Annotated in this window: 9 protein-coding genes; 1 reads left to right on the top strand and 8 read right to left on the bottom strand. The window is 65.4% G+C overall.

Annotated features, from left to right (window positions below; genetic code table 11):
- Window positions 1–128 precede the first annotated feature (128 nt).
- From QZ755_RS02965 to QZ755_RS02945, 5 genes are read right to left on the bottom strand one after another with little or no spacing between them, the layout of a single operon-like run.
- Window positions 129–2171, bottom strand: a complete 2043-nt coding sequence (locus QZ755_RS02965) for a glycoside hydrolase family 97 protein (RefSeq protein WP_294319980.1) — start codon at window positions 2169–2171, stop codon at window positions 129–131.
- A gap of 26 nt (window positions 2172–2197) precedes the next feature.
- Window positions 2198–3820 (bottom strand): alpha-glucosidase family protein, encoded by a 1623-nt coding sequence (locus QZ755_RS02960; RefSeq protein ID WP_294319585.1) that lies wholly within the window; start codon window positions 3818–3820, stop codon window positions 2198–2200.
- A complete protein-coding gene (locus tag QZ755_RS02955; RefSeq protein ID WP_294319583.1) occupies window positions 3820–5610 on the bottom strand; it encodes an alpha-amylase family glycosyl hydrolase in 1791 nt (596 codons plus the stop codon). The genes QZ755_RS02960 and QZ755_RS02955 overlap by 1 nt, the downstream gene beginning before the upstream one ends.
- A complete protein-coding gene (locus QZ755_RS02950) occupies window positions 5607–7127 on the bottom strand; it encodes a tryptophan halogenase family protein (protein WP_294319581.1) in 1521 nt (506 codons plus the stop codon). Before QZ755_RS02950 ends, QZ755_RS02955 begins: the two co-directional genes overlap by 4 nt.
- Before the next feature lie 57 nt (window positions 7128–7184).
- Window positions 7185–9872 carry a TonB-dependent receptor gene (locus QZ755_RS02945; protein ID WP_294319579.1) on the bottom strand — a complete coding sequence of 896 codons (2688 nt, stop codon included), beginning with the start codon at window positions 9870–9872 and terminating at the stop codon, window positions 7185–7187.
- A gap of 251 nt (window positions 9873–10123) precedes the next feature.
- On the opposite strand from QZ755_RS02945, the gene QZ755_RS02940 reads away from it, so the two are divergent.
- A complete protein-coding gene (locus tag QZ755_RS02940) occupies window positions 10124–11146 on the top strand; it encodes a substrate-binding domain-containing protein (protein ID WP_294319577.1) in 1023 nt (340 codons plus the stop codon).
- Window positions 11147–11162: 16 nt separating this feature from the next.
- On the opposite strand, the gene QZ755_RS02935 is transcribed toward QZ755_RS02940, so the two are convergent.
- The 3 genes from QZ755_RS02935 to QZ755_RS02925 form a co-directional block, all read right to left on the bottom strand.
- Window positions 11163–12053 carry an SMP-30/gluconolactonase/LRE family protein gene (locus QZ755_RS02935; RefSeq protein WP_294319575.1) on the bottom strand — a complete coding sequence of 297 codons (891 nt, stop codon included), beginning with the start codon at window positions 12051–12053 and terminating at the stop codon, window positions 11163–11165.
- 1 nt (window position 12054) lies between these two features.
- A complete protein-coding gene (locus QZ755_RS02930; protein WP_294319573.1) occupies window positions 12055–12849 on the bottom strand; it encodes an SDR family oxidoreductase in 795 nt (264 codons plus the stop codon).
- A gap of 25 nt (window positions 12850–12874) precedes the next feature.
- Window positions 12875–13756, bottom strand: an 882-nt coding sequence (locus QZ755_RS02925) for a fumarylacetoacetate hydrolase family protein (protein ID WP_294319571.1), incomplete at its 5' end; no start/stop codon positions are given.

Below are 13756 nucleotides of genomic sequence, written 5' to 3'. Positions count from 1 at the left end.
ACGGGGAGGGGGACCGTCCGCAGGACGGTGGAGGGGGGTCGCCCACCCGCCACCGTAGCGTTGCGGGGCCACCCCCCTCCACCACCGCTTTCAGCGGCGGTCCCCCTCCCCGTGCCGGGGAGGATCGTTTATCGCTTCTTCGGTGCCACGAAACGGATCGCCTCGCCACCACCGGGGGCCAGCGCGATCGTCAGCGTGTCGCCCTTCGTCACCTGCCGCTGTTCGATGGTGATCGAATGGCGGGCATCGGTACGATAGTCTGCGCCGGGGCCATCGCGATAGATTTCGGCGGTATAGGTCTTGCCGGCGTCGAGGAAGTCGAGCTTCACCGTGCTGCTGCGCGCCTCCTCGTCGCCGATCGCGCCCAGGAACCAGTCGTTGCTGCCCGCCGCCTTGCGCGCGATCGTCGCATAGTCGCCGACCTCGCCGTTCAGCACGCGCGTGTCGGACCAGTCGGTCGGCACGTCGCGGATGAACTTGAAGGCGGCGGGATAGCGCGCATAATTCTCCGGTGTATCGGCGGCCATGACGACCGGCGAATACAGCGCGACGTACAGCGCCAGCTGCTTGGCAATGGTCGATTTGATCGCACTGCCGTTGCTCCCGGTCAGGCTCAGCACACCCGGCGTGAAGTCCATCGGCCCGCCCAGAAACTGGGTGAAGACCATATTGGCCTCATGCTCGGGCGGGTTCTTGCCCCCCTCCCACGCGTTGTATTCCATACCGCGACCGCCTTCGCGGCTCAGCCAGTTGGGATAGGTGCGACGTAGCCCGGTATCCTTGACCGGTTCGTGGCTGTCGATCGACACCTTGTAGCGGGCCGCGGCGTTCAGGACGCGCTGGTGATGGTTCACCATCCACTGACCCTCATGCCATTCGCGATGCTTCGACCCGTCGGCATCGACCCGCTCGATCTGGCCGGCATCGGTGACATAGCCGGTCTTCACGACCCGCTCACCATGGTCCGCCGCCCATTTGAACGCGCTGTCGAGCTGGGCATCATAATGGCTGACCGAACCGCCGGTCTCGTGATGGCCGATCAGGCGCACGCCCTTCGACTTTGCGTACGCAGCCAGCGCCGTCGCGTCGAAATCCTCGGTCGGCTGACTGAAGTTCATGTCGTTGCCGTTGCCCAGCCAGTCGCCGTCCCAGCCGACATTCCACCCTTCGACAAGCACGCCGGCGATCCCATTGGCGGCGGCGAAATCGATGTAGCGGCGGACATTAGCGGTGGTGGCACCGTGCTTCGGCCCGCGCGCCCAGGTCCAGTCGCCCTTGATCATGTTCCACCACACGCCGACGAACTTGCCCGGCTGTATCCAGCTCGACGTGTCGCCCAGCTTGTTCGGCTCGTTCAGGTTCAGCCCGATGCGGCTGGCATTGTACAGGCCCGGCGCATCGTCGGCGATGGAGATGGTCCGCCACGGCGTGGAGAAGCCGGCGGCGCGCGATACCTTGGGGCCATCGGCACCCGGCGTCAGCACGGCGCGGAATGTCGTCCCCTCGGCGCGGGCGAGGTTCATCGCCGAATAATCGCTGAGTGCCGCTTCATGGATCGCGACATGGCGGCCGCTGGCCAGCTTCACCGTCATCACCGTCTGCGCGGTGCCGACCGCATCCAGCGGGGTCTTGTTATAGAGATATTCCTCGCGGTTCCATTCGAACGCCGGCTTCCACCATGCGGTACCGGGTTCGGCAAAGGCGAACTGGGTCAGTTCGTCGGCGATGTTCACCGTCGTCAGATTGGCCTGCTTCGGCAGGGTGTAGCGGAACCCTACGCCGTCGTCGAACAGGCGGAACGTGACCGCCATTTCGCGCTTCAGGTTCTTTGCCTCGCGGAACGTCACCGTCAGTTCGGTGTGGTTGTCGCGGATCGTCTTCCATTCGCCGAACGGCTGGGTCCAGGTCGTGTCGGCGCGGTCGCGCTTCGTGCCTGCCAGCGTCAGCCCGCGCTCGATCTTGGGCGCGTCGGTGAACATGAAGCCCAGCCTGCTGTCGTTCAGCACGGCCCTGCCGTCCTTGGCGATCGAATAGCTCGGCCGCCCTTCGTTATCGAGGCTGACCGCCACCGTCAGCTTGCCATCGGGCGACGCCGCGCGCGCCACGACTTCCGCAAAGGCGGGCGAGGCCATAGCCGTCACGCCGGCCAGGGCCAGCGTCCATTTCATCATCCTCATCGCCTTCTCCCTAAATCTTTTCAATCGCGAAGCGCGACCCGCGCCGCGAACGGGCCGAACCGGTCCCCGTCCACATCACCGATGGTTTCGATTGCGCGCGCACCCTCGCCGCCGGCAAAGGTCGCGGCGGCGTTGGACAGATTGAACACGCACAGCAGCCGTTGCCCGTCCAGTTCGCGCTCGAACGCGAAGATCGCGTCCGATGCCTCGACGATGGTCATGCCGCCCGACCGCAGCGCCGGATGGGCGTTGCGCAATGCAATGACGTGGCGGGTAAAATTGAGCAGCGAAGCGCGGTCATCCGCCTGCCGGTCCACCGCCAGCGTACGGTGCGCCTCGCCCGCCGGCAGCCACGGCTTGCCCGCGCCGAAGCCCAGATTGTCGGCATCGGCCGCCCACGGCATCGGCGTTCGCGCACCGTCGCGCGACAGGGTGAGCGGCCAGTTGGCGATCGCTTCGGGGTCCTGCAAATCCTCGAACGCGATATCGACCTGCGGCAGGCCCAGTTCCTCGCCATTATAGAGGAAGATATTGCCGCGCAGGCAGGCGAGCAGCAGCATCTTGATCCGCCCGAACGCATCGGCATGGGCGGGATCGGTCAGCCAGCGCGAGACGGCGCGCGGCGCGTCATGGTTCTCGAACGCCCAGCTCGGCCACGGCGCATCCTCGCCCCAGGTGTCGAACGCATCGCGCAAGGTTCGCGGCGACAGTTCGGGAGCATAGAGGAAGTCGAAGCCGTACGCGGTGTTGAGCCGGCGGTCGCCCTCGCAGAACAGCTTCATCTCCCGCGTCGCATCGTCGCCGCCGATCTCGGCGACGGTGAAGCGGTCGCCGTAGCTGTCGAGCAGCGCACGGACCCGTTCGAGGAACGCCGGGATGTCCGGATGTCCCTGGTTATAGAGTTTGCGCTGGAAATCGAACGGGCGGGTCCGCGTCTTGCCGTTGCTCGGCATCGGCGGATTGTCCCGCAGCTCGGGGTCGTGCATCGCGAAGTTGATCGCGTCGAGGCGGAACCCGTCGACACCGCGGTCGAGCCAGAAGCGCGCGGTATTGAGCAGCGCTTCCTGCAAATCCGGGTTATGCCCGTGCAGCTGCGGCTGTTCCTTCAGGAAATTGTGCAGATAATATTGCCCGCGGCGCGCATCCCATGTCCATGCCGGGCCGCCAAATACCGACTGCCAGTTGCTGGGCGGCGAACCATCCGCCTTTGCATCGGCCCAGACATACCAGTCCGCCTTGGGATTGGTGCGGCTCGACCGGCTCTCCACGAACCACGGATGTTCGTCGCTGGTGTGCGACCAGACCTGATCGATGATGATGCGCAGGCCTAGCGCGTGCGCCTTGGCGATCAGCGCGTCGAAATCGGAGAGCGTGCCGAAGATCGGGTCGACATCGCAGTAATCTGCAACGTCATAGCCGAAGTCCTTCATCGGTGATGTGAAGAACGGCGACAGCCAGATCGCGTCCACCCCCAGCGCCGCGACGTAATCGAGGTGTGCGGTGATGCCGGGCAGGTCGCCGATCCCGTCGCCGTTGCTGTCGGCGAAGCTGCGTGGATAGATCTGGTAGATGGTCGCACCATGCCACCATGGGCGGGCGGCGGCGGGTTCGGGGGCGATCGCCCGGACGGCTGCTTCGGTCATTATCGGGTCTCCGCGGCACAAACCGCATAGCCAAAAGCGGGAAGGTCGACGCGGATCGCGCCCGGCGCGGTCACGGTGCCGCAGCGGCCGGTCATCGCCTTGAACCGGGTCGACGCGGTATCGACCTGCACGTTGCGGGTGATCGGCGCATCGGCGGTGTTGAACAGCAACAGGACTTCGGCATTGCTGGTCGGATCGAACCGCGAAATCGCCAGCAACCCGGGCTTCTCCTCCCGCGCGCGCAGCACCTGCCGGCCACGGGTCAGTGCGGGGGTGGCGGTGCGCAGCTTCGCCAGTTCGGCGATCTGCCGGTACAGCGGATGCGTCGGCGTGAAGTTCGCGGTCGCGGTGGTGGCGGTGGTGCCGACCAGCTTGTTGTCGTTGTACGATGCGACCTGCGACGCGAACATGTCTTCGCGCGCGTCCTGATCGTTGCCGTCGCCGGCAAAGCCCTGTTCGTCGCCCGAATAGATGGTCGGGACGCCGCGCAGGGTCAGCAGCATCGCATTCGACAGCATCACGCGCGACAGGATTTCGGCGTCGCTCGCCTGCGGCCGCGCCTGGCGCAGATAGAAGGCGAAGCGGCCATTATCGTGATTGCCGGTAAAGGTCGGCAACTGCCGCGCCGTCACCTCGCCATTCGCATACAGGACATCGCCGTCGAAAACCGTTTCGAACACGTCGGTGCCCTTGGCACCCGCCACGCTCTGCAACACCGCCTCGCGGAACGAGAAGTCGAGGACGGCTGGGAACTTGCCCGTCTTGGTCCATGCGGCAAGGCCTCCGGCATCGAGCGACGACAGCGCGACTTCGCCGAAGACGTGGAAATTGGGAATGCCCCTTGCCTTCGCCCGCGCCTGCATGGCGGGCACAAACGCTGCCCAGAATTCCGGGTTCACATGGCGCGCGGTATCGATGCGATAGCCATCGATCCCGAACCGGTCGATCCAGCCACCGAAGATGTCGATCATCCCCGCCACCACGCGCGGGTTCTCGGTCATCAGATCGTCCAGCCCGACGAAATCGCCCATCTGCGAACTTTCGTTGCTGAACGTCGTGTTACCCCGATTATGGTAATAGATCGGGTCGTTCAGCCATGCCGGCACCTTCACCGACCGCTCCGCCGCCGGCACGAACGGGGTATAGGCAAAAGACGGATCGGTCAGCTTCGCAAAATTCTCCGCTGTCTGAACCCCGTCCCCGGCAAAGCCCCGATTCTTGCCCTTTGCGGCATAGGGGTAATCGGCGCGGCTGCGATAGACGCACGCGCCCTTCCCCACGCATTCGCGATACTGGATGACGTCGGCGGTGTGGTTGGCGATGATGTCCATATAGACCTTCAGCCCACGCGCATGGGCGGCATCGACCAGCGCCTTGAACTCGGCATTGGTGCCCAGATGCGGATCGACCTGGGTGAAGTCGGTCACCCAATAGCCATGATAGCCGGCCGACTCGCTGCCCGGCGCGCCCTGCACCGCCTTGTTCTTGAAGATCGGCCCGACCCAGATCGCGGTCGCGCCCAGCGACTGGATATAGGGCAACCGCGCGGTCAGCCCTTTCAGGTCGCCGCCATGATAAAAGCCCTTCGACGTCGGGTCGAAGCCCGTGACCAGCCGGTCGCCGGTCATGCCGCCCCGGTCGTTCGCCTTGTCGCCATTTTCGAACCGGTCGGGCAGGACGAAGTAAATCACCTCGTCCTCGGGCGCCCGCGCGCGGAAATCCTGCGCAGCTGCGGCAACGGGCAGCGCGCTGGCGCCCAGGGTCAGGGCGAGGAGCAGGGATCGGATCACGCGGCAACCTTTGCATCGGGCGCCGGGCAATGGGCGCGGAGAAACTGGTCATGGGTCGGCATCCGCGCGACCGTGGCGGCGACATGTTGCGCCGAGATGTCGAGAAACTGGTCACGCCGCGCGGCCGGCAACGCAGCGGCGAGCGGGTGATAGCCCTTGGCGACCACCCCCTGCCCGACCAGCAACTGCAACCACGCGACCTCGGCGAACAATTCATGTTCGTCGCGCACGATCCGGCCCGATTGCTCGAACAACGCAATGCGTTCGCGCAGCGTCTCGGGCAACGGCATCGCGCGGCGTTCCCGCCAGAAAGGCTCGTTCCGCCCGTTGAGCGCGTAATGCGCAATCAGGAAGTCGCGGATGCTCAGCCATTCGCGCGCGGACTGCCGGTTGAACTCGGCGATGTCGGCAGCGCGCGGGGCGACGGTCGGCCACAGCGACAACAACCGCGCAATTCCCGACTGGACCAGATGGATCGAGGTCGATTCCAACGGCTCCATGAACCCCGCCGCCAGCCCCAGCGCGACGCAATTGCCGATCCACGGCGCGTGCCGCCGCCCCGTGGTAAAACGCAGCGGCCGGGGATCGCCCAGTGCCGCCCCGTCCAGATTGCCAAGCAACGTGGCGGCAGCCTCGTCGTCGGACAGATGCGCGCTGCTATAGACCAGCCCGTTGCCGGTCCGCTCCTGCAACGGAATGCGCCATTGCCAGCCCGCCGCACGGGCGGTGGCACAGGTATAGGGGGTGATCGGCTGAACCGACTCGCAAGGTACCGCCAGCGCCCGGTCGCACGGCAGCAGCGCCGACCAGTCGTCCCAGCGATCGCCCACCATCCGCCCGATCAGCAGCGCGGCGAACCCGGAACAATCGACGAAGAAATCGGCATCGACCCGGCGACCGTCGTCCAGCACAACGCCGGCGATCAGCCCGGTCGCACCATCCTGCGCCACGTCGACTACCCGCCCTTCGACCCGGACAACGCCGCCCGTCTCGGCCAGCTCGCGCAGATAGGCGGCATAGCGCGCGGCATCGAAATGATAGGCCCAGGACACACCCGACGGCGCCTGCGGGCTGCCGGGATCGCGGTCGAACCGGTCCTGCGCCGCCGCTTGCGCACATGCGCTGTGCGACCAGAGCGACGACGGGCGATCGCTGCCGCCGGCCGCCAGCCAATAATGGTGAAACGGCACCAGCCCGACCGAACGGCCGATCGTGCCGAATGCATGGAGGTAGCGGCTGTCTGCGCCGTTCCAGCCGGCAAACTCGATGCCCAGCTTGAAACTGCCGCCGGTACGCGCGACGAAATCGTCCTCGTCGATACCGAGATTGTGGTTGAACAGACGCAACTGGGGGATGGTCGCCTCGCCTACGCCGACCGTCCCGATCGCGTCGGATTCGATCAGCGTGACAATGGTGTCGGCGGGGAGGAAGCGGGCCAATGCCGCCGCCGCCATCCACCCGGCCGATCCGCCCCCGACAATGGCGACGCGCCGTACCGGTTCCTGATCGATCGCCATCCACGCCTCCATCCGATCAACCCGCCCGCCCCGTGCGAGGGCGGGCGGAGACGTTCATCAGAACCGGAACGATGCCCCGGCCAGGAAGCGCCGGCCATAGCTCTGATAGTCGATCACGGCGAGGTCATATCCCGGATCGACGGTCGAGAAGCGCTCGTCGGTCAGGTTCTGCCCCTGGACGAAGATCGACAGCCCTTCGAGCGCGGTGCCCTTCTGGAACTCATAGCCGACCTGCGCATCGATGATCGTCTCGTCCAGCGCGCGGCGGCGCTGGCGATTGCCACCGAAGCCCGACAGTTCGCCGACGAAGGTCGAACGGTAGCGCGCCGATCCGCGGGCGCTGAAGCCCCATTTTTCGAAATACGCCGTGCCGTTGACGACCCACTTCGAATAGCCGGGGATGTTTTCCGGCGGCGACGTCGGGTTGGGCTTGATCTGGGTCTTGGTCCACGAACCGCCGCCCGTCACGCCGAAGCCGTCGAGGAACGAGGCGAAGGTGCTGAGTGGAAGCGTGGCAGCCAGCTCGACGCCATAGATGCTGCCACCCGCGCCGTTGATCGGCACGTCGGCACGGCCGAGCGTCGGGGTGCCGGCCGGCGTACCGGTCGGCGTCGGGAACCCGGCATAGTCGAACGGGATCGTCTGGTTATATACGAACGACTTCAGGTCCTTGTAGAAACCCTGTGCCGCAATGTAGCCCGATCGGCCGAAATACTTCTCCAGCGTCAGGTCGAACGAGTTCGACCGGATCGGACGGAGATACGGGTTGCCGCCACCGCCGGTGATGATGCGCTCCTGCGGGTTGTAACCATAGCCCTGCGACACGCGCATATCGTCCAGACGCGGCCGCTGCACCTGCCGCGCGGCACCTGCACGGATTACCCAGTCGCCCGGCATCCGCAGCGACAGGTTCAGGCTGGGCAGCAGATCCCAGTAATCCGCCCCGCGAATGGTCGGGACCAGCGTCCCCGCCGCCGCGACCAGGCCCGACGACTTCTGTTCGGTATTCACCGCCTGCAGGCCGATGTTACCGGTCAGCACCGACCCGCCAATGTCCTGATTGATGTCCGCCTGGACATACATCGTCATCAGGTCTTCCTCGATGCGGAACGCCTTGGCAGGCACATCGAGGCTGGTGTTCGGGTTGAGCTGATATACGCCGCCCGCCAGCAGGTCGCGCGGATCGTAGCTGAGCATCGGCCCGAGACCCAGATAGTTGAGGCTCGTCGGCTCCTTCACATACTGATCGGGAATGCGCAGCTGGCGCAGGCCGCCACTCAGCGCCAGCAGCGCTTCGTCAGGGGTGAGTGACTTGTCGCGATCGGTATAGTTCAGCCCGACCTTCACCGCGCTGAAGAAGTCGTCCAGCTCCTTCTCGACCTCGAAGCGATACTGCGCGATGCGGTCCTTGACGATGCGGTCGTTGAAATAACCGGCCTGCAGGTTGGTGCCGCCCCAGCCGAGCGGATCGGTCAGCAGGATCAGGTTCGGATCGGAATAGTTCAGCGTCGGCTTGAACACGGTGCCGGTCTTGCCGCTGGTGAAGGAAATCGTGTCCTTCGCCCCGACATTCTGGCCATATCCGGTGCCGGCATAGCTTTCGAGGATGATTTCCTCGCGATCGGTCTTCGAATAGCTGGCGTCGAGCGTCGCGTTCCAGCCGTCGTCGCCGCGCCATGCCATGTTGTAGCCGAACGAATACAGCTTCGCCTTGCGTTCGAACGCGTCGTTGCGGACCACGCCCTCGACATTGCCGAACGTGCCCGACGTGACGAAGCCGTCGCTGTTGGCGGTGGTGCCGGTCAGCTTGACGCCATTGGGGTTGTTCGGATTGTTGAAGTCCTGACCATAACCCAGCGGCAATTCGATACCGCGCTTGATCTGGTCGTCGTTGAAGTCCGAATAGAAGCCGTCGACCGTGACGGTCAGGTTCGGCACCGGCCGGTACTGCAACGTACCCGACAGGCCGAGGCGCTTCAGCCGGGTCGAGGTGACGTACGACTTCGATCCGCCGATCACGCCCTGCCCGTTGAAACCGGCATAGCCCCAGGCGTTGAACTCCTGGATCTGGTACGGCTCGTCGAGGTAATTGCCCGACAGCGCGATGCCGATCTTGTCGTCGGCAAACTGGTCGATGTACGTGCCGTTGACGCGGTAACCCTTGTCGCGCGACCCGGCGTTCAGCTTGCCGAGATCGGCATAGGTGCCACGCGCACCGATCGAGATCGCCCGGCGACCATATTCCAGCGGGCGGACGGTACGCAGGTCGACGGTGCCCGACAGACCCTGTCCGACCAGGTTCGCCTGACCGGTCTTGTACACCAGCACCTGGCTCATGATTTCGGCGGGATACTGGTCATATTCGACGGCGCGATTGTCGCCGGTCGACGTCTGTTCGCGGCCGTTCAGCAGCGTGGTCGAGAAATCGGGCGCGAAACCGCGGATCGAGATCGAGTTCGACCGGCCCGAGACGCGCTGCGAGGTCAGGCCCGGCAGACGGGCGATCGATTCCGCGATCGACGCGTCGGGCAGCTTGCCGATATCCTCGGCCGAAATCGATTCGACGACCTGATCGCGATTCTTCTTTTCGGCGACCGCGTTTTCCAGGCTGGCGCGAAAACCGGTGACGACGATGTCGGTGTCTTCTTCCGTCGCCGGGGTGGCGGTCGGATCGGTGGCGTCCGTCTGCGCCGGCGCAGTCTGCGCAACGGCAGTGCCGGCGCCTGCCAGCAGCCCTGCAACCATCAATGCCGTGATGCTCGACCCCCGCGCCAATTTGGCGCACGTCGACGCTTGCGATGAATACCGCATGATCCAATCCTCCCCAACGATGGTTGATTCCCCGGCTCTTTCGCCCGGTTCGTCCGTACCGTCCTATTGAAACCATTGCGGGGCGTTGAGAAGCGGACAGCATACGTATTCAGTCGACACTTGCCGGTACCGATGCGTCGCCGCTACACCGGCGGCAAATCGGTCTCGGGGAGGAAGAACACGGCATGGCGGCGGGCGACAAGCCGACCTCGTTCGACATCGCGGCGCTGGCCGGCGTGTCGCAACCGACCGTCAGCCGGGCACTGCGCGGCGACCGCACGGTCAGCGCCGCCACCCGCCTGCGGATCGAGGCGATCGCGGCCCAGCTGAACTACAAGGTCGACAAGAACGCCTCTGCCCTGCGCCGGGGCAGCACATCGACGCTTGCCTTGCTGTTCTTCGAGGACCCCGCACCCGACGGGTCGCGGATCAATCCGTTCTTCCTGTCGATGCTGGGATCGATCCTGCATACCTGTGGTGCGCGTGGTTATGACCTGCTGACCTCGTTCCAGCAGCTCTCCGCCGACTGGCATGTCGATTATGAGGACAGTCGCAAGGCCGATGGGCTGATCCTGCTCGGCTATGGCGATTTCGACGATTATTCGCGTCGACTGGACCAGTTGGTGGCGCAGGGCACGCATTTCGTCCGGTGGGGATCGGCCGATCCCGCCCATCCCGGCACCGTCATCGGTTGCGACAATTTCGGCGGTGGGCGCGATGCCGGGCTGCACCTGATCGACCGGGGCCGGCGCAGCATCGCCTTTCTGGGCGACGCCTCCAGCCATTATCCCGAATCACGCGATCGCTATCGCGGCCTTGCCGCCGCGCTACAGGCGGCCGGCCTGCCGATCGATCCGGGGTTGCAGGTCGATGCGCTGTCGAGTGAGGCGTCGGGCTATGACGCCGCCAGTCGCCTGCTGGCGCGCGGCATCGCGTTCGATGCCATCTTTGCCGCATCCGACATGATCGCCTTGGGGGCGATGCGGGCATTGACCGAAGCGGGCCGCAGCGTGCCACGCGACGTCGCGGTCGTCGGGTTCGACGATATTCCCGCCGCCTCGCTCGCCCAACCGCCGCTGACCACGATCCGACAGGATTATGCGCGCGCGGGGGAACTGCTGGTCGACATGCTGATCCGCCGCATCGATCGCCGTGAAACCGCCCCCGCCCTGCTCCCGCCCGAACTGGTGGTGCGCAAATCGACGTGAGCGGATTTCCGCGCCGTCAGATTCCGACCGAAATCTCCGTGCCCGCGACGCCCGGCACATCGACCTCGAACTGGAACAGATTGCCCGCCAGCGGTTGCGCCGCCGCCTGTTCGGCGTCGTGATGCTTGTTGGCGGTGGTGGCGAACACCGTCCGCCGATCGGGACCGCTGAACGCGATCTTGGTGATCGCATCGACCGGCATCCGGACCGTTTCCAGCAGTTCGCCCTTGGGCGAATAGCGGCGAATACCCCAGCCGGCATACAGTCCGACCCACACACAACCCTCGGCGTCGACGGTCGGGCCATCGGGATAGCCTTCGTCATTCGGGATCGACACGAACAACCGCCGATTGGTCAGCGATCCGTCCGCAGCGACGGTGCAGGCATGGATATGTCCGCCCAGCGTATCGACATGATACAGCGTGCGCCCGTCGGGACTGACCGCAGGCCCGTTGGTGATCGCCACCGGTGGCGCAGAAGCGACCGCACGACCGTCCGCGCCCAGGCGATAAATGTTGCCGGTCGCGGTACTCTCACCATCATCCATCGTCCCGAACCACAACCGCCCCGACGGATCGACCGTCGCGTCGTTCAACCGGTTGCCCGGCAGGTTCGGTTCGGGGTCGACCAGCAGCTCGAACCCGCCGGTTACGGGATCGAACCGATGCAGCCCGGTCTGCAATCCGGCAATGAACTTGCCATCGGCCGATGGCAGTACGAAGCCGCACTGCCCCGGCGCCGCCCAGCTGCGCCGCTCTCCGGTCGCCGGGTCATAGCGGTGGATGCGTGGAGTCTTGATACAGCCGAACCAGAGCGCGTCGTCCCGATCGACCCACACCGGCCCCTCGAGCAGCGGCGCCGACAAATCCCACACGCTGACCGGTTCGGAACGCTGTACCATCGTCATCTTACCGCCACCCTGCATCCACGAAGAAGCTGTGCCCGGTTACCAGCCGCGCATCGTCCGACGCAAGGAACAGGATCATCGCCGCGATGTCGCCCGCAACCAGGCGACCGTTCAGGCATTGTGCCTTCACGATCTCGGCCTCACCCTCTGGCGTGTACCATTTCAACTGCCGCGGCGTGCGGACATTGCCCGGAATGACGCAGACCGACCGGATGCCGTCCCCGCCCAGCTCACGCGCGAACGACCGGGTCAGCCCCTCGATCGCGGCCTTGGCGGTCTGGTAGAGCGTCAGTTCCTCCAGCGCGAGGTGCCAGCTGATCGACCCCATGTTGACGATCACGCCCTTGCCGGCGGCCTTCATGCCCGGAATGACCGCCTGCGCCGCAAAGAACAGATGGCGCAGGTTCACGCCCATCCGATTGTCCCAATAGGCTTCGTCGACCTGCTCGATCGAATGGCGATCGTCGCTGGCGGCATTGTTGACCAGCACGTCGAACGCGCCCCCATCCGCAATTGCCTCGGCGATCGCGGCCTTGAGCGCAGCGATGTCGGTCAGGTCGACGCGCTTGAACATCGGCACCGGGCCGGCGCCGGCCAGTTCGTCGATCAGCGCCAGCGAATCCGCTTCGGCAATATCGAAGAAGGTGACGTGCGCACCCTGCCGTACAAAGCCCTCCACGACGCCGGCACCGATCCCCGAACCGCCGCCGGTGATCAGCACGCGCTTGCCGGCAAGCGATGGGTAGGAGGCGCGGACTTCCGGCGCGATCGGGTAGGCGAAATCGTCAGGCGACATCGGGTTCAGTTCCAGCAAGAGAGGATCAGGCGGCGATCAGGCCGCGGCGCGCGAGGTTGCGCATCAGGTCGCGAATGCCGAAGCCCCATGGATCGGCCGCCTTCGACGTGGTGACGGTGTTGGCCAGTTCGCCCAGCGACGGCGTGGAAATGCGCACGACGTCACCCGGCTTATGGGTGAACCCCCGACCCGGTTCGTCGCGATCCTGTACCGGTGCGAACAGCGTGCCGAGGAACAGGACGAACCCGTCGGGATATTGATGCTCCGACAGCGCCTGCCGTACCAGATCCTCCGGATCGCGGCTGATCTCGCGCATGGTGCTAGTACCGGTCAGGACATAGCCCTCCGGACCGTCGATGCGCAGGTCGACCACCGCGTCACGCACCGTATCCATGGTGAAGTGTTCGTCGAACAGCCGGATGAACGGGCCGATGCCGGTCGAGGCGTTGTTGTCCTTCGCCTTACCCAGCAGCAGCGCCGAGCGCCCTTCGAAATCGCGCAGGTTGACGTCGTTGCCAAGCGTCGCGCCGACCGCCTTGCCGTCGCTGGTCGCAACGATGACGATTTCCGGTTCGGGGTTGTTCCACGACGAATCTGACCGAATGCCGACTTCCGCGCCCCAGCCCACGGTCGACAGCACCGGCGCCTTGGTGAACACCTCCGCATCGGGGCCGATCGCGACTTCCAGATATTGCGACCACATGCCCGCCTCGATCAGCGCAGCCTTCAGTTCGGCGGCCTCGGCCGAACCCGGCTTTACCGACCGGATACCGCCGCCGATGCGCGCTTCCAGATCGCCGCGAATGCCCTGCGCCGCATCGGCGTCACCGCGTGCGCGTTCCTCGATCACCCGCTCCAGCGCCGACACGGCAAAGGTCACGCCTGCCGCCTTCACGCATTGCAGGTC

It is taken from the genome of uncultured Sphingomonas sp. (assembly GCF_913776855.1).
In the GTDB taxonomy this organism is placed as follows: domain Bacteria; phylum Pseudomonadota; class Alphaproteobacteria; order Sphingomonadales; family Sphingomonadaceae; genus Sphingomonas.
Note: the sequence above shows the minus strand (reverse complement) of the source record. Positions and strands in the feature narration are given on the sequence as shown.

What these genes read in the sequence shown, in the direction of transcription:
- QZ755_RS02945 (WP_294319579.1), bottom strand. Translation starts at nt 9,872, where the DNA reads ATGGTTGCAGGGCTGCTGGCAGGCGCCGGCACTGCCGTTGCGCAGACT.
- QZ755_RS02935 (WP_294319575.1), bottom strand. Translation starts at nt 12,053, where the DNA reads ATGACGATGGTACAGCGTTCCGAACCGGTCAGCGTGTGGGATTTGTCG.
- QZ755_RS02960 (WP_294319585.1), bottom strand. Translation starts at nt 3,820, where the DNA reads ATGACCGAAGCAGCCGTCCGGGCGATCGCCCCCGAACCCGCCGCCGCC.
- QZ755_RS02950 (WP_294319581.1), bottom strand. Translation starts at nt 7,127, where the DNA reads ATGGCGATCGATCAGGAACCGGTACGGCGCGTCGCCATTGTCGGGGGC.
- QZ755_RS02965 (WP_294319980.1), bottom strand. Translation starts at nt 2,171, where the DNA reads ATGATGAAATGGACGCTGGCCCTGGCCGGCGTGACGGCTATGGCCTCG.
- QZ755_RS02930 (WP_294319573.1), bottom strand. Translation starts at nt 12,849, where the DNA reads ATGTCGCCTGACGATTTCGCCTACCCGATCGCGCCGGAAGTCCGCGCC.
- QZ755_RS02940 (WP_294319577.1), top strand. Translation starts at nt 10,124, where the DNA reads ATGGCGGCGGGCGACAAGCCGACCTCGTTCGACATCGCGGCGCTGGCC.